Origin of the sequence: Zobellella endophytica (assembly GCF_003012775.1) — a bacterium.
In the GTDB taxonomy this organism is placed as follows: domain Bacteria; phylum Pseudomonadota; class Gammaproteobacteria; order Enterobacterales; family Aeromonadaceae; genus Oceanimonas; species Oceanimonas endophytica.
In genome coordinates, this window is the sequence record NZ_PXYG01000007.1 from 134,821 (window position 1) to 157,460 (window position 22,640).

A 22,640-nucleotide genomic window follows, 5' to 3' on the forward strand; every position below is an offset into this window, starting at 1 on the left:
CCTGATTACGTTCTTTTACAACAGTGCTAGGCCATTCACGTATATCAAAACGACGTTTTTATATCTTTTAACATTATTAACGTCGAAACACCGACGATACCCGCCAGAAGGCGCATATTCACGGGGATATAACGTAAGAAAGAAACAGCACGTCGAGCACTATACTGGCTCCCAAGGAAAAAGATAAATCGATCTTTCCTCGAACCTTAATAGGCTGTGGCTTTCAATCACTAAAGTATCACTTATCGACCGCCGGCCAAGCGGTGGTTTAGCGAGCAGGATCACAGAGCTCGCGAGCGGGTAGCCAAAAGAAACCAGGCCCCCGGCGAGGATGCATCATGCTCGTGCCCGCGCCTGGCCCTGCGCCGAGGCCGGGAGTGGGTCGAGGGTCCATTGCAATGGGCCTTCGCCACCGATGCCGGGGTTGGTCGAATAAATTCGACCCTACAAGATCTCCGGGGGGTGCCGCTCGGCCGGATGAGGCCGGCCGTCGTGATCTTCGCCCTGCTCTTCCGGCTGGCGCGGCAGGGGATCCTGCCCGAACAGGGCCACCAGTTGGCGATACACCGCCGGATAGGCGGCCGCCAGTTGGCGCGGCCGGGTAAAGAACAGTTCGCAGGCCACCGCCAGAAACTCGGCCGGGTGGGTGGCGGCATAGGGATCGATGGGCGGCGCCTCGTCGCGCTCCAGGCGCCGGCAGAGCGAGTCGAACGCCGCCTGGAAGGCATCGCGCCAACTGCCCATCGCCATGCCGGGGCGCATGGGCGGCACGCCGTCGGCATCGCCGCCCAGCATGTCCATCTTGTGGGCCAGCTCGTGGATCACCAGGTTGTAGCCGTCCCAGCCGCCGTCCTCGCACAGCTCGCTCCAGGCCAGCACCAGCGGCCCCTGTTGCCAGGACTCGCCGGCGTGCTCCTCTTCCACCTCGCTCACCAGGCCGAATTCGTCCTGCACCGACTCCCGCCGGGTCACCGGCTCGGGGATGACGATGATCTCGCGAAAGCCCCGGTACCATTGCAGGTCGAGGTACAGGATGGGCAGCGCCGCCTGCAGCGCCAGGGCCACCCTGTCCTCCGGGCCAAACGTCACCCCGAGCAGGGTCAGGGTCTTGCGCGCCAGCAGCGCCTGGCCCAGCTCGCACAGCCGGGTCTGCTCGCTCTCCCCCAGCCCTTGCAGTATGGGGATCTGCGCCAGCACCTCCCGCCAGGGAAGGGCCTCGATCTCCCCGCTCCCTTGCCCGAACCAGCCCTTAAGCCTGGCGAAGAACGACATTGACTCTCCCGCTGGCGCCGCCAGTGCGACGCCGCAACCCTCGATGGGGATAGAAGTACAGGGAACGGCGCCCGGACGCAACTGCCCGGGCGCCGGGCGGACTTATTTCACCCACAGATACCAGTAGCCGAACAGCAGGTTGAAGCCGGCGAAAAACAGGATGCCGGCCCAGCTCAGGGCCACCATGCCGCCGCCCAGGCGGTAGCGCTCCGGCACCTGCGGCAGTTTCATCAGCCGGTAGTTGAGCCAGGCGAACACCAGGGCGCTGATAAAGGCGGAGATCATGGCGAACTCCAGCATGGCCAGCAGGGCGCCCTTGAAGAACATGATGATCAGCGCGCCCACCAGCCCCATCACCACCATCAGCGGGTAGGTATAACGGGCGCCGTGGCCGGTGGGGCCGCTGCCCTTGTGCTGGCCCAGCTGCACGAAGCATTCACTCAGGGCGCGGCTGTAGCCGTCCAGCACCGTCACCGTGGTGGAGAACATGCACAGGAAGGCGATCAGCGCGATCAGCCAGCGGCTCCAGTCGCCCATGACGCTGGCGTACACGTCCACCAGCTGGTGGGCGAAGGCGATGCCGGAGGTGGCCAGGCTCTCGCCGCTGCCGTGCAGCACCAGGGCGCCGAGGGCGACGAAGGCGATGGCCAGCAGGGTGGAGGTGACGTAACCCACGTTGAAATCGACCAGGGCGTCCCGGTAATCCAGCTCATCGCCCAGGGCCTTTTTCTTTTGCCGCAGCCACACGCTGTTCCAGGAAGAGAGCTCGATCGGCGCCGGCATCCAGCCCATCAGCGCCACCAGAAAGCCCACCGCCGCCAGGTTCCAGGGGCTGGGCGCCACGAAGTCGGGGGTGGCCACGCCGCCCTGGTTGAGGGCGATAAACACCGCCGTGACGGTGGCGATGGCCAGGCCGACGATGATCCACTTGGTGACCCGGTCCAGGGTCTTGTAGTGGCCGGTGATCAGGAACACCAGGGAGCCGGCCAGCACGATCATGCTGAGCTGGGTCACGCTCAGGTCGTCGCCGATAAAGAGGCCGAGGATGCTGCCGCACAGCATGGCCACCCCGGCGGTACTGACCACGGAGGCGAAGATGTTGAGGAGGGTAAAAAGGTAGAGATAGCCCCGGCCGATACGGTCGTAGCCCTGGATCAGGGTCTCGTCCGCCGCCATGGTGTAGCGGGCGCCGATCTGGAAAAAGGGATATTTCAGCAGGTTGACGACGATGATCAGGCCCACCAGCTGCCAGCCGTAGATGGCGCCGGCCTGGGTGGAGGCCACCAGGTGGGAGCCGCCGATGGCGGCGGCGGCGCCCAGAATGCCGGGGCCCAATATCCGCATATAGTGGCTTATGCTGCGTGGGCCCTTTTCGGCCGCGTCGACTAACTCTGCCATCTTGTTTTCCTGCCTTTTTACTTTGATTTGTTCACGAAAAGGCAGGTAAAAAGCCACAGCAAACAGCATAAAGCAACTGATTTTTCCATCGGATACGGGCAGTATCAAACAAAAAAACCAATAATAAATCACAAAAAAGAGATTTATATCGCAAAAAAACTTGAACACTCGGTTCATGTTTTGGCAATAAACAAAAAACGATATTTAATATCACACCCTGTTTTTAGAGCATTTACCCAATTGGAACCGTTTCCGCCCGGCCCTGTCAGTCCCTGGCCAGCAGCCAGTTGCCCGCCTCGGGATAACGCCCCTGCAGGGTGAAGGGAATCGACTCCAGCCCCTTGCCGTTGTTGATCTGCAGGGCGAAGTGCAGGTGCGGCCCCGAGCTGAAGCCGGTGTTGCCGGACGCCGCCACCCGCTGCCCCGCCGTCACCCGCTGCCCTTTTTTGACCAGGATGGAGCCGGTGTGCAGATGGGCGTAGAGGCTCATGGTGCCGTCATCGTGCAGCAGCCGCAGGTAATTGGTGCGGGCCCGGTATTCCTGCTTGAGGCCACCGCCGCTGTGGTGATCCACCGCGTCCATCACCACCCCGTCGCGGGTGGCCAGCAGCGGCGTGCCCACCGGCAGGGCGATGTCCAGGGCATAGCGGTTGGCGGGCCTGTTGTGGCTGAACCGGCCGTTGAAGCCCTGGGAAATGCGGTAGCGCCCGGCCACCGGCGACAGCAGATCCAGGCCGCCGGGCTGGGAGGAATAGAGCCCGCGCGGCGCCGGCAGCTGCCGGTGGCTGCCGGGCCGGTTGAAGGACGCCAGCAGCAGCCGCTCACCGGGGGTATAGGCGAAACCGTAGTCGTAACGCCATTCCCCCGGCAGGGCCGGTACCAGCTTGCCGATGAACTTTTCTTCCCGCGGGGCCAGTACGATGGCCTGCAGCATGCGGTGGGGGATCAGCACGTTGTCCTGCTGGGGAAAGCGCAGGGTCAGGGTGGCGGGGCCAAACAGCCGATTGAGGGCGAAGAAGTAGTGGCCGTCCGCTTTCTCGACCACCCGCAGGGAGACGCCCTCTTCGTCCACCTCGTCCCGCGCCCACAGCTCCGGCTGGTGATCGAGCGAGCCCATGTAGCTGTCGGTGTAATGGGTGACGCCGCCGGCATCCTGATAGCGGTAGATATTGGCATCGGACATCGGCGGCAACCAGGCCAATGCCAGAAGGTAAAGACGTAAGGCACTCATCTCGCATCCTTGCTGGAGTGTTTGCCTTTGAGTATGGAAGCCTACAGCGGTTTTTGCATCACGATGGCGTCTTCCCGCCCCTCGCCGGTTCGGTAATAGTCCTTGCGCCGGCCGGCCTTGGCGAAGCCCGCCGTCCGGTACAGTTTCAGCGCGGCCTGGTTGGAGGCCCTCACTTCCAGCCAGGCCATGGCCAGCCGCCGCTGCCGGCACACTTCCAGCCAGTGCTCCAGCAGCCGGCGGCCGAAGCCCCGGCCCTGCCACGAGGGAGCGATGCAGAGATTCATCAGGGTGCTTTCATCGATCACCGCGTCGGCGATAAAAAAGCCGAGCAGCTGCTCCTGCCGCCACAGGGCACCGGAAAAGTAGCGCCCGTGCAGGCTCTCGGCCAGCTGTTCCCGGCTCCAGGGTTCGAGGTGGGCGTCCCGCTCCACCCGGACCATGGCGTCCAGATCGGCGGGCGTCAGTCGGCGGTAAACAACTGGCATAACCGGCTCCATAATTCACGTTTGTGCCGGGCGGTCAGCGGCAGGCCGCCATGCCAGAGAAAGGCCCCGGGGGCGGTGGTCAGGTGAAAGCCCAGCAGCGCCCCGGCAACGGGTTGCTCCGCCGCCAGCCAGGCGGCTTCGTCCATTACCCTGATTCGCTCTTCGGCAAAGGGCAGGGCCCGGGCGATGTCGGCCAGCAGGGTCTCCGGCAGCGTCCGCCCCTGGCCGACCACGATACACAGGGCGGCGGGCCCAGCCTCGGGCCGGGGCGCATGGGGCAGGCGCTCCGGATGCGCGCAGCGCCAGGCCGGCAGTTCAAGCAAGTGCCACAGTTGCGATTGTAACGGCGTCATAGCCACTCCATAACGCAAAAAGCCAGCATGGAAGCTGGCTTTAAGAGGTGAAGTTGGCAGGGGCAGAGGGATTCGAACCCCCAACCGTCGGTTTTGGAGACCGCTGTTCTACCAATTGGAACTATGCCCCTGCAACACGAGGCGCATTATAACCGGCGACCTTCAAAGGTAAAGGGCTTTTTCGGGGGGAAAGGCGCGTTCGCTCACCTTTTCGCCGCTTCCGGGCTGTCACCTCGCCGTATTTTGCTTTGGCCACACATTTCTCTATAATCCGTACGGTTTGCAATCGTCCGGAGTTGCTGGATGCTGGTCTTTTCCCGTTATCGCCAGGCTGGTTTCCTGCCCGTTTTTCATTCAAACGGCGGCGTTTGCGATCATTTTGCTCTAATGGCCCCGTTTTGGGGCTTTTTTATGGTCTCCACTTCACCGGAAGAGCGTTGCTGATGGCAAACCCCCTATTTCAAAAGCATGTAATCTCCATTTCCGACTTCACCCGCGCCGAGCTGGAGCTGGTGATCGACACCGCCGTGATGCTCAAGACCCACCCCCGGCCCGAGCTGCTCAGGCACAAGGTGGTGGCCAGCTGTTTCTTCGAAGCCTCCACCCGCACCCGCTTGTCGTTCGAAACCGCGGTGCACCGGCTGGGCGGCGCCGTGATCGGCTTTTCCGACAGCGGCAGCACCTCCCTGGCCAAGAAGGGCGAAACCCTGGCCGATTCGGTGAAGATCATCAGCTCCTACAGCGACGCCTTCGTGATGCGCCATCCCCAGGAAGGAGCCGCCCGGCTGGCGGCGGAGTTCTCCTCGGTGCCGGTGATCAACGCCGGTGACGGCTCCAACCAGCACCCAACCCAGACCCTGCTGGATCTGTTCACCATCTATGAAACCCAGGGCACCCTGCAGGGCCTGACCGTGGCCTTCGTGGGCGACCTCAAGTACGGCCGCACCGTGCACTCCCTGACCCAGGCGCTCAGCCTGTTCGGCTGCAAGTTCTACTTTATCGCGCCCCAGGCCCTGGCCATGCCCGACTACCTGTGCGACGAGCTCACCGAAAAAGGCATCAACTTCGAGTTCCGCGACAGCATGGAAGAGGTGATGGACGAGCTGGACATCCTCTACATGACCCGGGTGCAGAAAGAGCGCTTCGACGAAACCGAGTACATGCACGTGGCCTCCAAGTACGTGCTCACCCCGGAGGTGCTGGACAACGCCAAGGACAGCCTCAAGGTGCTGCACCCGCTGCCGCGCATCGACGAGATCACCGCCGAGGTGGACGACACCCCCTACGCCTATTACTTCGAGCAGGCCGAAAACGGCGTTTACGCCCGCCAGGCCCTGCTCGCCCTGGTGCTGAACGAAAGCCTGTGAGAGACATGATGAACAAGAGTCAACTGCAAGTCGAAGCCATCCACAACGGCACCGTCATCGACCATATCCCCGCCGGCCAGGGCATCAAGATCCTGCAGCTGTTCGGCCTGGTGCAGACCCACGAGAAGATCACCGTGGGCCTGAACCTGCCCTCCAAGGCGCTGGGCGCCAAGGACATCATCAAGGTGGAGAACACCCGGCTGTCCGCCGCCCAGGCCAACCAGCTGGCGCTGTTCGCGCCCCAGGCCACGGTCAACCTGATCGAGGACTTCGAGGTGGTGGAAAAGCTGCAGCTGCACCTGCCGGAGAGGGTGGAGGGGGTGTTCTCCTGCCCCAACAGCAACTGCATCAGCCACAACGAACCGGTCACCAGCAAGTTCAGGGTAAGGGCGGTGGACGGCCAGGTCCGTTTCCGCTGCGGCTACTGCGAGAAATCCTTCCATCAGGACATGATGGCGGTATAAGGACCCGGGTCCGGCGGATGCCGGGCCCTGGCCGCCCCCTCCCCGCGCTTCAGCCCCCACCATCTATACTTAGCCTGTGCGGAACCAACCATCATGGAGGTGCGCAGATGGCAAGCACTGAGTTCAAGCTGGCGAACGGGGATTGCGTGCTGTTCCGGCCCAGCTACGACAGCGACGACGATTTCGTGGGCTATGAAATGGTGGTCGATTACCCGGATCACCACAGCGAACACATAGCGCGCGAACGCCTCTTCCGGCCCGAGGAATTCGTGGACCTGGTATCCCACTACGCCAGCGACAGGAAAACCCGAATGCTCTGATCACCAGGGGCGGCCAAGGCCGCCCTTTCCTTATGATGACCGTCCAGGGCCCATGCCCGGCCGCTGCCGGACATCGCTACTCGGGCGGGGTGTCCGAGACGGTGCGAAAGCCGATATGGGAGCTGCCCAGATACAGCAGCTGGGGCTGACGGGCCGAGGGCCGGTAGCGCAGGCAGTAGTCGGGGGAACACAGGTGCGAGCCGCCCTTGATCACCTTCACCGGCATGCCCGGATCCCGGGGATCCAGGCTGCTGTCCGGCCCCTGCGGGTTGTGTCCCGGCTCCGGCTCGTGACCGGGCCGGTACCAGGTGCGGGTCAGCTCCCAGACGTTGCCGCCCATGTCGAACAGCTCGTAGCCGTTGCCCGGGTAGCAGCCCACCGGAGAGGTGCCGCGGTAGCCGTCCGCCCCCAGATCCCGGAGCGGAAAGGTCCCCTGCCAGGTGTTGGCCACCGCCGCCACCTCCGCCGCCACCTCCGGCGGCGGCGCTCCCCAGGCGAAGTCCGCGTCCTCCAGCCCGCCACGGGCCGCATATTCCAGCTGGGCCTCGGTCGGCAGCGTCCGTCCGGCCCATTCCGCATAGGCTTTGGCGTCCTCGTAGGTGACATGCACCACCGGGTGGTGCATCCGTTCCCCGATATCGCTGCCCGGCCCTTCCGGCTGGCGCCAGTGGGCCCCGGGCACGAAGCGCCAGCCGGGATCCGCCGGATCCCGGCCGAACACCAGGGAGCCGGGCCGGGCCGCCGCCGGTGGCAGTCCCTCCAGCGCCTCCGCCGGCAGGCCTCGCTCGGCCCGGGTCAGGTAGCCGGTGGCCGCCACGAAGGCGGCGAACTGGGCATTGGTCACCGGATGGCGATCGATCCAGAAGCCGTCGACACTGGCCCGCCGGGCCGGCCGCTCTTCCGGATACCAGCGATCCGAGCCCAGGGTGAAACCGCTTCCCTCCAGCCGGATCATGCCCTGGCGGGCTTCCCCCTGGCGCGCCGGTGGCAGCCCGGAATAGTCCTCGCACAGCAGCGCCGGCAGCGGCGCCTGGCGAGCCTGGCCGAGGGCGAACAGGCTGCCGCCGGCGAGCAGGCCGACAAGGCCCAGGGCCAGCCACCGCCCGTCGCCCCTCCTCATTGGGCCGCCATCCGCTGTCCGGGCGCCTCCCGCACCGGGGTCGCCGGTGTCAGATCCGCATTCAGGGCGATATTGTTGAGCTGGGCGTAGTGGCGCCAGTCCGCCAGCATGGTCTTCACCAGCTCCTGCCGCTCGGTCGCCAGATCATGTCGTTCCCCGGGATCCGCCGCCAGATCGAACAGCCGCCACCCTGCGCCGAGTTGCCGCGGGGCATGGACCAGTTTCATGCTGCCGCGACGGATGGCGGCGCTGCCGTCCACCTCCCAGCCGAGGCCGGCGCTCGCCGGCGATGCCGGGCGGGTGGCGTCGCTCAGGTGGGCCAGCAGGGAGCTGCCCTGCACCGGCAGGGTCGGCCGGCCCCGGTATTCGATGCCCGGGAGCGCCACCCCGGCCAGCTCCAGCAGGGTGGGCATGATGTCCCTCATGCTGGCCAGCTCGCGGCTGATCCCGGCCTCGACGCGGGCCGGGAAATGGGCCACCAGGGGCACCCGGATGCCGCCCTCGAGGATGCCCTGCTTGAAACCGCGGAACGGCTGGGCGCTGACCTGGGCCCAGGCCTTGCCGTAGGCGATAAAGGAGTTGGCTCGCCCCAGGTTGTCCAGGCTGTTGTCGAAGTGCCGGTTCACCCAGTCCTGGATCGGCTGTTCCCGGTCCACCGACTCGGGGCCGTTGTCCGAGGTGAACAGGATCAGGGTGTTGTCGTAGGCACCCGTGGCCTTCAGGTGGTCGAGCAGGCGGCCTATCTCCCGGTCCATCGCCTCCACCATGGCGGCGTAGGCTTCCATCTTGCGGGCCGAGCGCTGCTGTTGCTCCCGGCTCAGGCTCTCCCAGGCGGGCACGCCCTCCAGCCAGGCCCGCTCCGGGTAGTCCTCGCCCAGCAGCCCCAATGCCTTGAGCCGGGCCAGACGCCGGTCGGCCACCGCCTGGTAGCCATCGTCATAATGGCCGCGATACTTCTGCAGCAGGGCATCCGGCGCCTGCAGCGGCCAATGGGGGGCGGTATAGGCGGCGAAGGCGAAGAAGGGCCGGCCCGCCTGCCCGGCGGCATCGATGCCCTCGATCAGCCGGTCGGTGAAGAAGGTGGTGGAATAAAAGTCGTCCGGCAGCGCCAGCGGCTCGCCGTTGTGCAGGAAGGTGGAGGAATAGTTGGCCATCAGCCCCATCTCCGCCTGCTTGAAGTGGGCCGAGCCGCCCTCCAGCACCACGTGGGACTGCGCGAAGCCGAGCCGCTCGGGCCCTTGCTCCGGCGCCATGCCCAGGTGCCACTTGCCGGCGATCAGGGTGTGGTAACCACCATCCCGCAACAGCTCGGCGACGGTCACCGCATCGCCGCGCAGCTCGCCTTCGTAGCCCGGGCGAATGCGCTCGGCGGGCACCTCGGGATAGAGGCGCTTGCGCACCTCCGCCATCATCCCCAGCCCCGACAGGTGCTGATCATTGCCGGTCATCAGCATGGCCCGGGTCGGCGAGCAGCTGGGGGCGCTGTGGAAGTCGAGCAGCAGCCGGCCGTCCCGCACCAGGCCGTCGATATGGGGGGTGTCTATCTCGCCCCCCAGGGCGCCGATATCCGAATAGCCCATGTCGTCGGCCATCAGCAGCAGTATGTTGGGCCGGCTCTCCGCCGCCATGGCCAGCGGGGCCAGCAGTCCCAGGCCGAGGGCCAGTATGGGGTTGCGTATCATCATGAATTCTCCTCCTCAGAACTTGTACATCACCATGCCCTGCAGGCGCACGGTGTCCCCTTCCCGGCCGTCCTGTACCTGGCGGCGGTGGTAGCTGGTCTCGATGCCGTAGCTGACGCCGGCGAGCGGCGACCAGATGTAGTTGAGGTGCCAGGCCTCGAACTGCTGGTTGGCGGCACCGGTCAGGGCACCGGCGGCCACCGCCTCGTCCAGCTCGGCCCGGGCCACCCCGTAGCCCAGGGTGATGTCGCCCGGGCCCGCCGCCAGGCTGACCCCGGCGGTGGCGCCGCTGGCCTCGATGGGCTCCAACTCGCCGGTCAGGGGATCCACGTAGGCAGGCGCCGCCGGGCTGCCCTCCAGGTAGCCGCCGATGCCGTCGCCATGGGTCAGGGCGCCGCGCAGCACCAGTCCCGGTACCGGCCGGTAGGCCGCTTCCAGGTTCAGGCCCCAGCCAACGGCGCTCCGCTCTTCATCGCTGGCCGCCCGGTAATACGCCAGCTGGCGCAGCACCGCCGAGGCACCGAAGTCCAGGCTGCCCGCCTTGCCCTGGTAGCGCAGGGTCAAGTCGGGCAGCGGCTGCTTGGCGCTGTCGGGCGCGGCCACGCTCACCTTGCCGCCCAGGCTGCCCGGATCCTCCAGCGCCGCGGAAAAGCCGCCCCGGCTGTAGCGCAGCTGGGCCTGGCGGGCGGCGTTGCCCTGGCCGGGCTGGGGGGTGAAATCCACGGTCGGGTTCATGCCGAGAAAGCCGCCGAAGTTGGTCCAGGTCTGGCCGGCGGTGATGCCGTTCCACTCGCCGTAGGCGTGGCGCAGGCGGAAGCTGCCGCCGCCGCTGCCGAAGAAATCCCCCTCCAGCACCGCCTTGACCTCGCCCCGTGAGGTGGCGGTCAGGCTGCTCACCCCCAGCCGGCTCTGGTAGCCGTGCAGGATGCTGTGGCCCTCGGGCCCCTTTTCGCCGTCCAGGCGGATGTCGCCGCGCTTGACGCTGTTGCCCAGGTTGGCGTCCAGATCGTGGATGATGTCGAGCTTGGCGTAGCCGTAGACGCTGGCCCTGGTATCGCCTATCTGCCACTCGAAGGCGGTGACGGAGCCGGACAGCGCCGTCCCCGCCAGGGCGGCGCAGAGGGTGATGGGTTTCATGTCCATATCAGTGTTCTTCCTTTTATATGTTGTGGTTAAGCCCTGCCCGGGAAAAATCGGAGACAAGGCATTCCCGGGAGGCGGCATCCGCCGCCTCCGGTAAGCAATAAAGGGGGTGTCGACAGTCAGTCGGGCCGCACACCGGGCGGCTCTTGTGGTTATGCCGGCATCAGGACAGGCTGCCCGGCACCTTGGCCAGGGGAGCCGGTTGCGGTACCCGGCCGGGCGCGGTTTCCCGCGACCAGTACACCCCGGCGGCGCTCACCAGGCACAGCCCGCAGAACAGCATGGAGATGTACTGGGTATTGGTGCCGCCGCCCCCGAGGCTGAGCAGGGTCTGGGCGATCAGCGGGGTAAAACCGGCGCCCAGCACGGCGGTGAGCTGATAGGTCAGCGACAGCCCGGTGTAGCGGGTGCGGGTGGTGAATTTCTCGCTGATAAAGGCGCCCATGGGGCCGTACATCACCGCCTGGATCAAGGGGTTGCCGATGGTGAAGCCGAGCAGCAGCATCCAGGACGAGCCGTGACTGATCAGGGCGAACATGGGCCAGACCATGATGCCGCCCACCAGGGCACCCACCAGCATCACCGGACGGCGACCGTAGCGATCCGACAGCGCCGCCATCAGCGGGATGGTGAAGATGTGCAGCACGCTGGACAGGGTCAGCATCAACAGGGCGTCGCTGCGGCTGTGGCCGATGGACACCGCGTAGGTCAGGCCGAAAGTGGCCAGCATCGACTGCATAAACAGCGGCGCCAGGCCGGCCAGCACGCCGAGGGAGATATTGGAGGACGACTCCCGGAACAGCCGCACCAGGGGGATGCCGGTATGGGCCGACGCCTCCGGCTTGGCTTCTTCCGCCGCCCTGGCCGCCTCGAACTCGGGGGACTCGGTCACGCTGTAGCGCAGGTAGAGGCCGATGATCACCAGGATGGCGGACAGCAGGAAGGGGATACGCCAACCCCAGCTCATGAACTGATCCTCGGGCAGCAGCGAGAACAGCCCCAGTACCATGGTGGCCAGCACGGCGCCGGACGGGCCGCCGGACACCGCTATGCTGGCGCCGAAGCCCTTGGACTTCTTGCTCGAGTGCTCCATCGCCAGCAGGGTAGCGCCGGCCCACTCGCCGCCCACCGCCAGGCCCTGGATCACCCGCAGCACCACCAGGGTGATGGGTGCGGCCACGCCGATGGTCTCATAGGTGGGCAACAGGCCGATCACCACCGAGACCCCGCCCATTACCATCAGGGTGATGAACAACACCAGCTTGCGGCCGACCTTGTCGCCGAAGTGGCCGAACAGCAGGCCGCCCACCGGGCGGGCCACGTAGCCCGCCGCCAGGGTCAGGAACGACAGCATCAGCCCCACGCCGGGCTCCAGCTCGCCGAAGAACAGGGTCGGGAACACCAGGCTGGCGGCGGCGGCGTACAACAGGAAATCGTAGAACTCCACCGTCGAGCCCAGGTAGCTGGAAATGATGGCCCGGCGGCTGTCCTTGCGCTGCTGCCGGGGATCCTTGTCACCGTCACCGGGACGGCCTTGATGGGTTGAAATTGACATTTAACTCTCTCCTCCTAGAGTTGGCCGGGCCAGCCGGCCGTGCTGTCCTGCTTGTCTCCGCTCAATGGAGACATTTAAAAAACAATTCATTTACTTCGATGAAACACCCGCAGTGTAAAAACTGGACGGCAAGCTAACAACGAAAAACAACCCTAAGGTGCATATAGTGCACACTGTTGATTTAAAAAATTTTTTATAAAAAACCCGGACCTGCAGCTCCACTAAAGGAGCCGCAGGCCCGGGCCCGTTATCCGCCCGAAGCGCGGTCGGCTTATCCCTGGCGTGCCGCCAGCATGTCCAGGGCGACGTCCACTATCATGTCTTCCTGGCCGCCCACCATGCGTCGCTTGCCCAGCTCCAGCAGGATGTCCGCCGTCTTCAGGCCGTAGCGCTGCGCCGCCGTCTCCGCATGGCGCAAGAAGCTCGAGTAGACACCGGCATACCCCAGCGCCAGCGTTTCCCGATCCACCCGCACCGGCCGGTCCTGCAACGGCCGCACCAGATCGTCCGCCGCGTCCATCAGGGTGGTGAGGTCGGTGCCGTGGTGCCAGCCCAGCCGCTCGGCGGCCGCGATAAACACCTCCAGCGGTGCGTTGCCGGCCCCCGCGCCCATCCCCGCCAGGCTGGCGTCGATGCGATCACAGCCCTCTTCCACCGCCACCATGCTGTTGGCCACTCCCAGGCTCAGGTTGTGGTGGGCATGGATGCCGGTTTCGGTTTCCGCCTTGAGCACCGCCTTCACCGCCCGGAAGCGGTCGCGCACGTCCTGCATGGTCATGGCCCCGCCCGAATCGACGATGTAAATGCAGGTGGCGCCGTAGTCTTCCATCTTCTTCGCCTCCAGCGCCAGGTTGCCGGGGCTGGTCAGGTGGCTCATCATCAGGAAGCCGACCGTGTCCATGCCCAGCTTGCGGGCGTGCTCGATATGCTGGCGCGACACGTCCGCCTCGGTGCAGTGGGTCGCCACCCGCACCACCCGGGCCCCGGCCCGATAGGCGTTATCCAGGTCGTGCACGGTGCCGATGCCCGGCAGCAACAGGGTGGCCACCCTGGCGTGCGTCACCTCGTCCGCCACCGCCTCAATCCACTCCAGGTCGGTGTGGGCGCCAAAGCCGTAGTTGAAGCTCGAACCCTGCAAACCGTCGCCGTGGGCCACCTCGATGCTGTCCACCCGCGCCGCGTCCAGCGCCCGGGCGATGGCCCGCACCTGATCCAGGGAATACTGGTGGCGCACCGCGTGGCTGCCGTCGCGCAGGGTGACATCGGAGATATAGAGTTTCTTGCCGTTGTTGATGCTCATCCGAAGTTCCTCCTCAGGCGTTGAGCTGGGACAGGGCCATCCGCTCGGCGGTGGCCAGGGCGGCGGAGGTCATGATATCCAGGTTGCCGGCGTAGGCCGGCAGGTAGTGGGCCGCCCCTTCCACCTCCAGGAACACCGCCGTCTTGAGCCCGCTGAAATCGCCCAGGCCGGGAATGTGCAGCGGCGCCTCGGCCGGGATGACCTCAAACTGCACCCGCTGCTTGAGCCGGTAGCCGGGCACATAGCCCTGCACCGCCGCCACCATTTCCTCGATGGAGGCTTCCACCACCGCCGGCTCGGCCGCTTCCGACAGCACATAGACGGTGTCGCGCATCATCAGCGGCGGCTCTGCCGGGTTGAGCACTATGATGGCCTTGCCCCTGGCCGCACCACCGACTTCTTCGATGGCCCTGGAGGTGGTCTCGGTGAATTCGTCGATATTGGCGCGGGTGCCGGGACCGGCGGACTTGCTGCTGATGGACGCCACTATCTCGGCGTAGTGCACCTTCGCCACCCGGGATACCGCCGCCACCACCGGTATGGTGGCCTGGCCGCCGCAGGTGACCATGTTGACGTTGCCCTCAGCCAGGCACTGCTCCAGGTTCACCACCGGCACGCAGTAGGGGCCGATGGCCGCGGGAGTCAGGTCGACCAGCTTGATGCCCGGCTTGTGCTTGCGCAGCAGGGCGTCGTTCTTGAGATGGGCACCGGCGGAGGTGGCGTCGAACACCACGTCGATGTCGGCGAACTCGGGCATCTTCACCAGGCCGTCCACCCCTTCATGGGTGGTGGCCACGCCCATGCGGGCGGCGCGGGCCAGGCCGTCGGAGGCCGGATCTATGCCGACCATGACCCCCATCTCCAGCTGTTGGCCCTGGCGCAAGATCTTGATCATCAGGTCGGTGCCGATATTGCCCGAGCCGATGATGGCCGCTTTCAGTTTGTTCATTTCCTTTTCCCCTCTGTAATGGGTTCAGTCCCGGCCGAAGTTCACGGCCACCTGGCCGATGCCGTCGATATGGGCTTCAAAGCGATCCCCCGCCGCCACCGGCGCCATGGGCCCCAGGGCCCCGGTCAGGATCAGGTCGCCGGCGCGCAGCGGCTCGCCCAGCCGGCTCATGGTGCGCGCCAGCCAGACCGCGGCGTTAAGCGGGTGGCCCAGGCATTCGGCACCGCTGCCGGCGGACACTTCCTCGCCGTTGCGGGTCATGCGCATGCTGGCGGCACGCAGATCCAGGCCGTCCGGCCGGCGGGCCGGGCCGCCCAGCACGAACAGGCCGCTGGAGGCGTTGTCCGCCACGGTGTCGACGAAGCGGATGTCCCAGTCGCGCACCCGGCTGCCGACGATCTCCAGCGCCGGCAGCACCCAGCCGGTGGCGGCCAGCAGCTCGGCGAAGGTGGTGTCGGCCGCCGGCAGATCCCGCTCCAGGATCAGGGCGATTTCCGCCTCTATCTTGGGTTGCAGCACCCGGCCAAAGGGCACCGTCTCGTTGTCGCCATAGCCCATGTCGGCGAACAGGGTGCCGAAATCGGGCTGGTCCACCCCCAGCTGCTGCTGCACCTTGGGGTTGGTCAGGCCGATCTTGCGGCCGACCCCCCGGCGCCCGCCGGCCACGCCCTGGGCCACGTTGATGCGCTGGATGGCGTAGGCCGCCTCGGCGTTATCCTCGCCTATCCGCTCGCGCAGCGGCGCCAGGGGCTGGCCCTCGGCCTCGGCCCGGCGCAGGGCGCCGGCCAGTTGTTCCAGAGTTTCTTGATTCGGGTTCATCGGTTTCCCTCTCTCGGGCGATCAGTGGGTCAGGAAGTCCAGCACCATACGGTTGAACTTGTCGGCGTGTTCCCACTGAGCCCAGTGGCCGCAGCGGTTGAACAGGTGCAGCTCGGCGTTGGGCAGGCCAGCCACCAGGCGCAGGCCGGTGTCCATGGGCACGAAACGGTCCTGCCGGCCCCAGATCACCAGGGTCTCGGCGACAATTTCCCCAAGCCGTGGGCTGAAGTCCGGGAACTGTTTGGGGTTGGCCGCGATGCTCTTGACGAAGTTCTCCAGGTGGTCGCGACGCGCCAGCATGTTGTCGAGCCGGGCCTGGAACAGCTCCTCGGTGAGATCCGAGGTGTCGTAGACGAAGATGTCCATCATCGCCTTGAGGTTGTCGATGGTCGGGGCGCGGTAGAGGCCCTGCAGACGCTTGATGCCTTCGGTGGGCATGGGGGTGAACAGGCTGGCGCCGCCGGTGCCGCCGCCCATCAGTACCAGCTTGCCGAGGCGCTCCGGATAGCGCAGGGCGAAGGCCACGGCGCTGTGGCCGCCCATGGAGTTGCCGAGGATGTCCACCTTGTCGATGTCGAGGGCATCCAGCAGCCCCTTGAGTGCGCTGGCGTTGAGATCGGAGCGGGAGCCCTCACAGACGATGCTGTCGCTCTTGCTCCAGCCGGGGCAGTCCAGCAGTATCACCCGGAAGCCGGCCTCCACCAGGGGCGCGACGTTGCGGTTGAAGTTGGCCCAGCCGCTGGCGCCGGGGCCGGAGCCGTGCAGCATGACCACCACCCGGTCGCCCTGGCCGCAGTCGTTGTAGTGCAGTTGCAGGTCGAGATCGCCTTCCCGGATGCGGACGAAACGGCTGGTGGCGGCTTCGGTAAGATATTGGCTTGTCATAGTCTGGTTCCTGTGGTCGTTGAATTAAGAAAAACGGTTCAGCGCAGCGGCGCCGCGCTGATCGAGCCGAAGCCGGCGATCCACTCGGGGATGGCCCGGTAGTAGCCGTGGTCCGCCCCATAGGGGCCGTAGGCCGAGAGTGCGGCGAAGGCCGCCACCCAGGTCTTGACCTCGTTGGCCGACTTACCGGCCAGGGCCGACAGTTCCTCGTTGCCGAGCCCGTCCAGCTCGGCCAGGCGGCCTTCCGCCAGGGTGGCCATAAACTGCCGATCCCAGTCCGGGTTGAGCGGGTACAGGCTGTGCTGGTCGTCGACGAAGGCCCGCGCCGCCGCTATCACCCGCTGGGTGCGCGCCTCGCGCTCTTCCACCGGCAGGTCACGGCCGCTGCCCTTGAGCCGGTCGGCCAGGTGCTCGTTGGCGGTGGCCAGCTCCGGCACCGGCGGCTGGTGCGACAGACCGCCGGAGCCGATCAGCAGCACCCGTTTATCCAGGCTGCGGGCGAACCGGCCGATGGCCTCGCCCAGCAGGCGGGCACGCTGGAAACCGGGCAGGGGCACGGCCACCGAATTGATGAACACCGGGATCACCGGCACCCGGTCGATGCCGCCCATCAGGAACTCCAGCGGCTGGGCGAAACCGTGATCCACCTGCATGCGGTAGGACACGGCGGCGTCTATACCCTGGGCCAGCACGCTGCGGGCACAGTCTTCCGCCAGCGCCCGGGGCACCGGCAGCTCGCCGGCGGCGCTGCCGAAGTCACCGATGGCCCGGGCCGCCATGCCGATGCAGAAGGACGGCATGATGTCGTAGAAGAAGCCGTTGTAATGATCCGGCGAGAACAGGATCACCAGCTCGGGATCGAAACGGGCGATGCGCTCCCGCGCGGCGGCGATGCTGGCGTCCACCTCCGCCAGCACGGCGGGCGCGGGATCCACATGACCGATCAACGGGGTGTGGGACAGGCAATGCAGATAAACACTCATGGTCATGCCACCTTGCGCGCCGCGGCCGGCGCCTGTTGGGGTTGTGCCTTGGCCTTGAGCGCCTGGCGCAGTTGCCGGCACAGGAGCTCCAGGGTCTGGGGAATGGCGATGCCGGCCACGAAGCGATCCGGACGCAGTACTGCTATGGAGGCCGGGTAGCGCCCGAACCATTCCTTGAGCCGCCCGCTCTCGTCGCCGATACGGATGACCCCTTCCGCCAGGCGGGCCTCGGCCTGCAACTGCACCGAGGGCACCACCTGAATAAAGCAGGTGCCGAGGCGCCGCCAGTGAGCCAGCTCTTCCGCGCTCAGGCCATAAGTGGGATCCGTGCCCCAGGCGATCACCGCGAAACGGCGGCCGATCACCTCGTCCAGCAGCAGCACCTGCTCGCCCAGCCGTACCCTGGGCTGGATAAACAGCTTGCCCACCGGCGATGGCTTCAGCTTGGGCGTCGGCTCGACCAGCACCCCCTGGCGATACTGGGGCATGGGCTTGAAGCGCATTTCCAGGAAGTAGCGCTTGACCGGCGGTATGTAGTTGAGCAGCCAGGAGATGCCGTCGCGCAGGCTGGCCTGCCACTTCTTCGGCGGCGCCAGCACATGGCCGGCGGTGACCGACAGATCGATCATCGCCCTGGCGTGATCCCGGCGTTCCTGCTGGTAGCTGTCGAGCAGTTCGTCGCCGGCCAGGCCCTGGACCACCAGCGCCAGCTTCCACGCCAGGTTGCTGGCATCGCGCATGCCACTGTTGTAGCCCTGGCCCTGCCACACCGGCATGATATGGGCGGCGTCACCGGCCAGCAGGATACGACCGCGGCGGAACTCGCCGGCCAGGCGGGCATTGTGGGTGTAGACCCGCTGGCGGATGACATCGACCCGGGTCGGGTCCGGCAGCACCTTGGCCAGCAGCCGTTGCAGTTCTTCCGGCCGGCTCAGTTGCTCCTCGGTCTCGCCCGGCATCACCATAAATTCGAAACGGCGGATACCGTGGGGCAGGGCCGCGGACACATAGGGCCGCTCGGCGTCGCAGCACATGTAGATGTTGGGGGTGCCCAGGGGATCGTTGCGCACGTCGATCACTATCCACTGGTTGGGCGCCGTCTTGCCCTCGAAGCTGATGTCCAGGGTGCGGCGCACCAGGCTGTTGCCGCCGTCGCAGGCCACCAGGTAGCGGGCGCGCAGCCGCTCTTCCCCTTCCGGGCCGGCCAGCGTCAGGCTGACCCCTTCCCCATCCTGGCCGAACGCCTGCAGATCGCGGGAAAACAACACCTTGACCTTGTCGAAGCGGGCCAGGCCCTCATACAGCACCCGGTCCGCCAGCGGCTGGATAAAGGCGTTGCGGCGCGGCCAGCCGAACTCGTCGGTGTTGGGTTGGATGTCGGCGAAGCAGCGCCCCTTGGGGGTGAGGAAGCGCATGGCGTGCATGGGGGTGGTGTGGGGCAGCACCTGCTCGGCGAGTTCCACCGCCTGGAAGGTGCGCAGGCTTTCGTCGTCCAGCCCGATGGCGCGGGGATAGTCGATCAGGGTATCCAGTTTTTCCACCACTACGACCTCGACACCGCAGTGCCCCAGGTAGTTGGCGATCATCAGCCCGACCGGGCCGGCACCGGCGATCACCACATCGGCGTCGAAACGGGCGTCGGGGCCCGGGGTTGTGAGGGTTGTTGCTGTCACGTTCTTCACTCCTGAATCGGTGAAACTTGATGCCTTTCGTCCGACAGCAGGCAAGCCTTGCCCGTCGGCTCCGACGGGCGGAACCCTTGCTGTCAGGGTCTTGAATGGGTTGCTAAACTCGGGCGCTAAGCCCGGAGGTGGTCATCATTGGGAGCCGGTCAGGGCCAGCCCTGGCGCGGGTTGTAACAATAGGCGGTGTAACCTTGCATAATTGTTTCCCCTTTGTTTCACTCCTTGACCAATGGACCGAGTATAAAAAGCCACCAGTAATGCGGCAATGAAAAACCGCCAGATCGTGCACTAAGTGCACGTAATTGTTTATTAAGGACTTTTATAGATGAGTGGCGATAACAAGAGCGACTACAAAGCGGTGCGTGGCTTGATCCGCGGCCTGGACCTGCTCAACAGCCTCAACCGCTTCGACGGCGGTGCCCGCATCGGCCAGCTGGCCGAAGCCACCGGCCTGCACCGCACCACGGTGCGCCGCCTGCTCGAAACCCTGCAGAACGAAGGCTATGTGCGGCGCAGCGAGTCCGACGACGGCTACCGGCTGAACATCAAGGTGCGGGAGCTGAGCGAGGGCTTTCGCGACGAGCAGTGGATCTCCCAGCTGGCGGCCCCCCTGCTCGGCCAGTTGCTGCAGGAGGTGGTCTGGCCCACCGATATCACCACCCTGGACGTGGACGCCATGGTGATCCGGGAAACCACCCACCGTTTCAGCCGGCTGTCGTTCCACCGCTCCATGGTGGGCCGGCGGCTGCCGCTGCTGCAGACCGCCGCCGGCCGGGCCTATATCGCCCACTGCCCCGACGCCGAGCGGGAGGGCATACTGGCGCTACTGGCCTCCCGTGACGATACCCAGGGCCGGCTGGCCCGCAACCGCATCTGGGTGGACAAGCTGATCCGTCAGACCCGGGCCAACGGCTACGGCGCCAACTACGGGGAATGGGGGGAGGAGGAGAAAATCGGCGCCATCGCCGTGCCCATCCGCCACGGCGAGCAGGTGCTGGGCAGCCTCAACCTGATTTATATCGCCAAGGCCATGCCCATCGAAGAGGCCGCCCGGCGTTACCTGGGCAGCATGAGGGGCATGGTCGGCCAGATAGAGCAGCAGCTGGAGCAGCAGGACGCCGAACGGCGGCAAGCGTTGGAAGAAGCACGGCGGCAGGAAAACGGGGAGAGCCAGTTGGCCGGCGGCGAAGCGCAGACACCGGATACAACCCCGCCCGGTGCCGAGGATGGCGCCGGGCGGGAGCAAGGGTCATAGGCTCAGGGCAGATCGAACACCAGGGCCCGCACCGGCTGGACGGCGCTGAAGCTCAAGTGCGGCTCGCCGCTTAAGGCGGCGCCGTCGCCGGCGGCCAGCCGTTCGCCGTTGACGACCAGCTCCCCCTCCACCAGCTGCACCCAGGCCTTGCGCCCCGGGGCCAGTTCGAGCCCGGCCTCTTCCCCCAGCCCCAGCCACAGCTGGTACAGGCGGGCGTCCTGCCTGATGACCAGCGACCCCTCGGCGCCGTCCGGGCTGACCACCAGGGTCAGGCCGGGAGCGCGGCCGAAGTCCTTCTGCTGGTAGCCGGGCTTGCCGCCGGTGGCGTTGGGCTCGATCCAGATCTGCAGGAACTTCAGCGGCCTGCCGTTGGACGGGTTGAACTCGCTGTGGAAGATGCCGGTGCCGGCGGACATCAGCTGGAATTCCCCCGCGCTCAGCAACTCCTCGTTACCGGAGCTGTCCTTATGGGCGATGCAGCCCTCCAGCACATAGCTGATGATCTCCATGTCCCGGTGGCCGTGGGTGTCGAAACCCGCCCCCGGCGCCACCGCGTCGTCGTTGATCACCCGCAGCCGGGAAAAGCCCATCTGCGCCGGATCGTAGTAGCTGCCGAAGGAAAAAGTGTGTTGGCTGTGAAGCCAACCGAAGTTGGCCCTGCCCCGTTCATCCGCCTTTCTGATGCTGATCATGGAACCCCCTCACTTCAGACGTTGTGCCAGGGCCTGGTCCAGGCCCAGCTTGCCGGCGCCGGAGAACAGCAGGGAGACCGAGGCCGCCAGCAGCGCCAGGCCGAACTCGTAGCCGCCGTTGCTCATGAACAGACCGTTCTCGACGTGCACCGCCAGGATGGCCACCAGCATGGTCGCCGCCAGGCTCAGCGCCGCCGGCCGGGTCAGCAACCCGAGCAGGATAAAGAGCCCGCCGAAGAACTCGCCCGCCCCGGCCAGGAAAGCCATCAGCACGCCCGGCTCCAGTCCGATGGACGCCATCCACTGGCCGGTGCCTTCCAGCCCGTAGCCGCCGAACCAGCCGAACAGCTTCTGGGCGCCGTGGGCCATGAAGATGATGCCCACCGGCAGCCGCAGCGCCAGGGGCGCCCAACCGGACTTGGACTGGAGTACGGAGATCAGGGTCGCCTTGTTCATAAATCACCTCTTCATAAAATTTGAAATAAATGTGTGGGTTTTAACGCCCGCCATCAGGGCGCTCGTTGAACTTGGAGCCAGTGTAGTGAAGCCGATGAAGGGATAAAATCGGAATGATTTGGCAGGTTAGTTTAAATTTTTTGAACTAAATAAAATAACATACGTCCGGGACGGCCGCGACCGCCGGCAAAGCCTGATACACTGACTAATCCAACCATCAGATGAGGACTTTATGATGAGCGATACCCCCTACGTTCCCCCCGAGATCTGGAAATGGGAAGCCCCCAGCGGCGGCGCCTTCGCCCATATCAACAGGCCCGTGGCCGGCGCCACCCACGATAAGATCCTGCCGATGGGCAAACACCCGCTGCAGCTCTACTCCCTGGCCACCCCCAACGGGGTCAAGGTCACCATCATGCTGGAAGAGCTGCTGGCGCTGGGGTTCGAGGCCGCCGAGTACGACGCCCACCTGATCCGCATCGGCGAGGGCGACCAGTTCGGCAGCGGCTTCGTGGCGATCAACCCCAATTCCAAGATACCGGCCCTGGTCGATCACGGTGTGCAGCCGCCGCAACGGGTGTTCGAGTCCGGCGCTATCCTGCTGTACCTGGCGGAAAAGTTCGGCGCCTTCATCCCCCAAGATCCCGCCGGGCGCACCGAGTGCCTGTCCTGGCTGTTCTGGCAGATGGGCAGCTCCCCCATCCTGGGCGGCGGTTTCGGCCACTTCTACGCCTATGCCCCGGAGAAGTACGAATACCCCATCAACCGCTACGCCATGGAGGTGAAGCGCCAGCTGGACGTGCTGGACCGGCGGCTGGCCGAACGCCCCTACATCGCCGGCGAGGAATACAGCATCGCCGACATCGCCATCTGGCCCTGGTACGGCGCCCTGGTGCGCAATCAGGTCTACGAGGCGGCGCAGTTCCTCTCGGCCCACGAGTATCCCCATGTGCAGCGCTGGGCCGAGGCCATCGCCCGACGTCCGGCCGTGCGGCGCGGCCGCATGGTCAACCGGACCTCGGGCCCGCTCGAGGAGCAGTTGCACGAGCGCCATGACGCCAGCGATTTCGAGCTGAGAACCCAGGACAAGCTGGCACCCCCTGGCTTATAGTACCGGCAGGCGTCACCGTTCCCGGCGCTGCCTGCTCTCAAACACGCGATGAAGAAACCTCATCACCTATACGCTCCACCGCGATATCATGGCTACTCCCTGGCAGAGAGTACTG

General features: G+C 65.8%; 23 protein-coding genes and 1 tRNA gene. 6 read left to right on the top strand and 18 right to left on the bottom strand.

Annotation, left to right across the window (positions count from 1 at the left end):
* Positions 1–444: 444 nt before the first annotated feature.
* The 6 genes from C7H85_RS15190 to C7H85_RS15215 form a co-directional block, all read right to left on the bottom strand.
* Entirely contained in the window at positions 445–1,272 is an 828-nt protein-coding gene (locus tag C7H85_RS15190; protein WP_106730543.1) for a M90 family metallopeptidase, read from the bottom strand.
* Between the two features lie 102 nt (positions 1,273–1,374).
* The gene (locus tag C7H85_RS15195; RefSeq protein WP_106730621.1) at positions 1,375–2,670 is read right to left on the bottom strand and encodes an Nramp family divalent metal transporter; all 1,296 of its coding nucleotides are present in this window, start codon (positions 2,668–2,670) and stop codon (positions 1,375–1,377) included.
* 265 nt (positions 2,671–2,935) lie between these two features.
* Complete coding sequence (locus C7H85_RS15200) at positions 2,936–3,901, bottom strand: peptidoglycan DD-metalloendopeptidase family protein (protein WP_106730544.1); 966 nt, start codon at positions 3,899–3,901, stop codon at positions 2,936–2,938.
* A gap of 41 nt (positions 3,902–3,942) precedes the next feature.
* Positions 3,943–4,386, bottom strand: coding sequence for a ribosomal protein S18-alanine N-acetyltransferase (gene rimI, locus C7H85_RS15205; protein WP_245879690.1), 444 nt, complete (start codon positions 4,384–4,386; stop codon positions 3,943–3,945).
* Positions 4,362–4,739: a hypothetical protein gene (locus C7H85_RS15210; RefSeq protein ID WP_106730545.1), complete on the bottom strand. Its 378-nt coding sequence runs from the start codon at positions 4,737–4,739 to the stop codon at positions 4,362–4,364. Before C7H85_RS15210 ends, rimI begins: the two co-directional genes overlap by 25 nt.
* Before the next feature lie 54 nt (positions 4,740–4,793).
* A tRNA-Trp gene (locus C7H85_RS15215) sits at positions 4,794–4,870 on the bottom strand.
* Between the two features lie 172 nt (positions 4,871–5,042).
* Here C7H85_RS15215 and C7H85_RS19740 point away from each other — a divergent pair.
* From C7H85_RS19740 to C7H85_RS15230, 4 genes are all read left to right on the top strand, one after another.
* On the top strand, positions 5,043–5,183 hold the full coding sequence (locus tag C7H85_RS19740; protein ID WP_158260100.1) for a hypothetical protein: 141 nt from the start codon (positions 5,043–5,045) through the stop codon (positions 5,181–5,183).
* Positions 5,183–6,106 (top strand): aspartate carbamoyltransferase, encoded by a 924-nt coding sequence (gene pyrB / locus C7H85_RS15220; RefSeq protein ID WP_106730623.1) that lies wholly within the window; start codon positions 5,183–5,185, stop codon positions 6,104–6,106. The genes C7H85_RS19740 and pyrB overlap by 1 nt, the downstream gene beginning before the upstream one ends.
* A gap of 5 nt (positions 6,107–6,111) precedes the next feature.
* Positions 6,112–6,570: an aspartate carbamoyltransferase regulatory subunit gene (gene pyrI, locus C7H85_RS15225; protein WP_106730546.1), complete on the top strand. Its 459-nt coding sequence runs from the start codon at positions 6,112–6,114 to the stop codon at positions 6,568–6,570.
* 107 nt (positions 6,571–6,677) lie between these two features.
* Complete coding sequence (locus C7H85_RS15230) at positions 6,678–6,890, top strand: hypothetical protein (protein WP_106730547.1); 213 nt, start codon at positions 6,678–6,680, stop codon at positions 6,888–6,890.
* Positions 6,891–6,966: 76 nt separating this feature from the next.
* Here C7H85_RS15230 and C7H85_RS15235 read toward each other — a convergent pair whose 3' ends face one another.
* The 10 genes from C7H85_RS15235 to C7H85_RS15280 form a co-directional block, all read right to left on the bottom strand.
* Positions 6,967–8,010 (bottom strand): formylglycine-generating enzyme family protein, encoded by a 1,044-nt coding sequence (locus C7H85_RS15235; RefSeq protein WP_106730548.1) that lies wholly within the window; start codon positions 8,008–8,010, stop codon positions 6,967–6,969.
* On the bottom strand, positions 8,007–9,695 hold the full coding sequence (locus tag C7H85_RS15240) for an arylsulfatase (protein ID WP_106730549.1): 1,689 nt from the start codon (positions 9,693–9,695) through the stop codon (positions 8,007–8,009). The genes C7H85_RS15235 and C7H85_RS15240 overlap by 4 nt, the downstream gene beginning before the upstream one ends.
* A gap of 12 nt (positions 9,696–9,707) precedes the next feature.
* A complete protein-coding gene (locus tag C7H85_RS15245; RefSeq protein WP_106730550.1) occupies positions 9,708–10,835 on the bottom strand; it encodes a DcaP family trimeric outer membrane transporter in 1,128 nt (375 codons plus the stop codon).
* A gap of 163 nt (positions 10,836–10,998) precedes the next feature.
* On the bottom strand, positions 10,999–12,390 hold the full coding sequence (locus C7H85_RS15250) for an MFS transporter (protein WP_106730551.1): 1,392 nt from the start codon (positions 12,388–12,390) through the stop codon (positions 10,999–11,001).
* A gap of 271 nt (positions 12,391–12,661) precedes the next feature.
* A complete protein-coding gene (dmpG, locus tag C7H85_RS15255; RefSeq protein ID WP_106730552.1) occupies positions 12,662–13,690 on the bottom strand; it encodes a 4-hydroxy-2-oxovalerate aldolase in 1,029 nt (342 codons plus the stop codon).
* Positions 13,691–13,703: 13 nt separating this feature from the next.
* Entirely contained in the window at positions 13,704–14,639 is a 936-nt protein-coding gene (locus C7H85_RS15260; protein ID WP_106730553.1) for an acetaldehyde dehydrogenase (acetylating), read from the bottom strand.
* Positions 14,640–14,663: 24 nt separating this feature from the next.
* Positions 14,664–15,458 (bottom strand): 2-keto-4-pentenoate hydratase, encoded by a 795-nt coding sequence (mhpD, locus tag C7H85_RS15265; protein ID WP_106730554.1) that lies wholly within the window; start codon positions 15,456–15,458, stop codon positions 14,664–14,666.
* A gap of 21 nt (positions 15,459–15,479) precedes the next feature.
* Complete coding sequence (locus tag C7H85_RS15270; RefSeq protein WP_106730555.1) at positions 15,480–16,343, bottom strand: alpha/beta fold hydrolase; 864 nt, start codon at positions 16,341–16,343, stop codon at positions 15,480–15,482.
* A 38-nt stretch (positions 16,344–16,381) separates the two neighbouring features.
* Entirely contained in the window at positions 16,382–17,326 is a 945-nt protein-coding gene (mhpB, locus tag C7H85_RS15275) for a 3-carboxyethylcatechol 2,3-dioxygenase (protein ID WP_106730556.1), read from the bottom strand.
* Between the two features lie 2 nt (positions 17,327–17,328).
* Positions 17,329–18,999 (bottom strand): bifunctional 3-(3-hydroxy-phenyl)propionate/3-hydroxycinnamic acid hydroxylase, encoded by a 1,671-nt coding sequence (locus tag C7H85_RS15280; protein ID WP_106730557.1) that lies wholly within the window; start codon positions 18,997–18,999, stop codon positions 17,329–17,331.
* A gap of 337 nt (positions 19,000–19,336) precedes the next feature.
* Between C7H85_RS15280 and C7H85_RS15285 the strand changes: the two genes are divergently transcribed.
* Entirely contained in the window at positions 19,337–20,266 is a 930-nt protein-coding gene (locus tag C7H85_RS15285) for a DNA-binding transcriptional regulator (RefSeq protein ID WP_106730558.1), read from the top strand.
* 2 nt (positions 20,267–20,268) lie between these two features.
* Here C7H85_RS15285 and C7H85_RS15290 read toward each other — a convergent pair whose 3' ends face one another.
* Both C7H85_RS15290 and C7H85_RS15295 read right to left on the bottom strand, forming a co-directional pair.
* Positions 20,269–20,958 carry a pirin family protein gene (locus C7H85_RS15290; protein WP_106730559.1) on the bottom strand — a complete coding sequence of 230 codons (690 nt, stop codon included), beginning with the start codon at positions 20,956–20,958 and terminating at the stop codon, positions 20,269–20,271.
* Between the two features lie 9 nt (positions 20,959–20,967).
* The gene (locus C7H85_RS15295) at positions 20,968–21,414 is read right to left on the bottom strand and encodes a DoxX family protein (RefSeq protein ID WP_106730560.1); all 447 of its coding nucleotides are present in this window, start codon (positions 21,412–21,414) and stop codon (positions 20,968–20,970) included.
* 235 nt (positions 21,415–21,649) lie between these two features.
* Here C7H85_RS15295 and yghU point away from each other — a divergent pair, with 235 nt between their 5' ends.
* A complete protein-coding gene (gene yghU, locus C7H85_RS15300) occupies positions 21,650–22,525 on the top strand; it encodes a glutathione-dependent disulfide-bond oxidoreductase (protein WP_210433670.1) in 876 nt (291 codons plus the stop codon).
* The last annotated feature ends 115 nt before the right edge of the window (positions 22,526–22,640 follow it).

Bases quoted from the DNA above. Each gene is read 5' to 3' on its own strand.
- yghU (WP_210433670.1), top strand. From the start codon at position 21,650: ATGAGCGATACCCCCTACGTTCCCCCCGAGATCTGGAAATGGGAAGCC.
- C7H85_RS15290 (WP_106730559.1), bottom strand. From the start codon at position 20,958: ATGATCAGCATCAGAAAGGCGGATGAACGGGGCAGGGCCAACTTCGGT.
- pyrI (WP_106730546.1), top strand. From the start codon at position 6,112: ATGATGAACAAGAGTCAACTGCAAGTCGAAGCCATCCACAACGGCACC.
- C7H85_RS15250 (WP_106730551.1), bottom strand. From the start codon at position 12,390: ATGTCAATTTCAACCCATCAAGGCCGTCCCGGTGACGGTGACAAGGAT.
- C7H85_RS15240 (WP_106730549.1), bottom strand. From the start codon at position 9,695: ATGATGATACGCAACCCCATACTGGCCCTCGGCCTGGGACTGCTGGCC.
- C7H85_RS15245 (WP_106730550.1), bottom strand. From the start codon at position 10,835: ATGGACATGAAACCCATCACCCTCTGCGCCGCCCTGGCGGGGACGGCG.
- mhpD (WP_106730554.1), bottom strand. From the start codon at position 15,458: ATGAACCCGAATCAAGAAACTCTGGAACAACTGGCCGGCGCCCTGCGC.
- pyrB (WP_106730623.1), top strand. From the start codon at position 5,183: ATGGCAAACCCCCTATTTCAAAAGCATGTAATCTCCATTTCCGACTTC.
- C7H85_RS19740 (WP_158260100.1), top strand. From the start codon at position 5,043: ATGCTGGTCTTTTCCCGTTATCGCCAGGCTGGTTTCCTGCCCGTTTTT.
- C7H85_RS15190 (WP_106730543.1), bottom strand. From the start codon at position 1,272: ATGTCGTTCTTCGCCAGGCTTAAGGGCTGGTTCGGGCAAGGGAGCGGG.
- rimI (WP_245879690.1), bottom strand. From the start codon at position 4,386: ATGCCAGTTGTTTACCGCCGACTGACGCCCGCCGATCTGGACGCCATG.
- C7H85_RS15235 (WP_106730548.1), bottom strand. From the start codon at position 8,010: ATGAGGAGGGGCGACGGGCGGTGGCTGGCCCTGGGCCTTGTCGGCCTG.
- C7H85_RS15285 (WP_106730558.1), top strand. From the start codon at position 19,337: ATGAGTGGCGATAACAAGAGCGACTACAAAGCGGTGCGTGGCTTGATC.
- dmpG (WP_106730552.1), bottom strand. From the start codon at position 13,690: ATGAGCATCAACAACGGCAAGAAACTCTATATCTCCGATGTCACCCTG.
- C7H85_RS15295 (WP_106730560.1), bottom strand. From the start codon at position 21,414: ATGAACAAGGCGACCCTGATCTCCGTACTCCAGTCCAAGTCCGGTTGG.
- mhpB (WP_106730556.1), bottom strand. From the start codon at position 17,326: ATGAGTGTTTATCTGCATTGCCTGTCCCACACCCCGTTGATCGGTCAT.
- C7H85_RS15195 (WP_106730621.1), bottom strand. From the start codon at position 2,670: ATGGCAGAGTTAGTCGACGCGGCCGAAAAGGGCCCACGCAGCATAAGC.
- C7H85_RS15210 (WP_106730545.1), bottom strand. From the start codon at position 4,739: ATGACGCCGTTACAATCGCAACTGTGGCACTTGCTTGAACTGCCGGCC.
- C7H85_RS15230 (WP_106730547.1), top strand. From the start codon at position 6,678: ATGGCAAGCACTGAGTTCAAGCTGGCGAACGGGGATTGCGTGCTGTTC.
- C7H85_RS15260 (WP_106730553.1), bottom strand. From the start codon at position 14,639: ATGAACAAACTGAAAGCGGCCATCATCGGCTCGGGCAATATCGGCACC.
- C7H85_RS15200 (WP_106730544.1), bottom strand. From the start codon at position 3,901: ATGAGTGCCTTACGTCTTTACCTTCTGGCATTGGCCTGGTTGCCGCCG.
- C7H85_RS15270 (WP_106730555.1), bottom strand. From the start codon at position 16,343: ATGACAAGCCAATATCTTACCGAAGCCGCCACCAGCCGTTTCGTCCGC.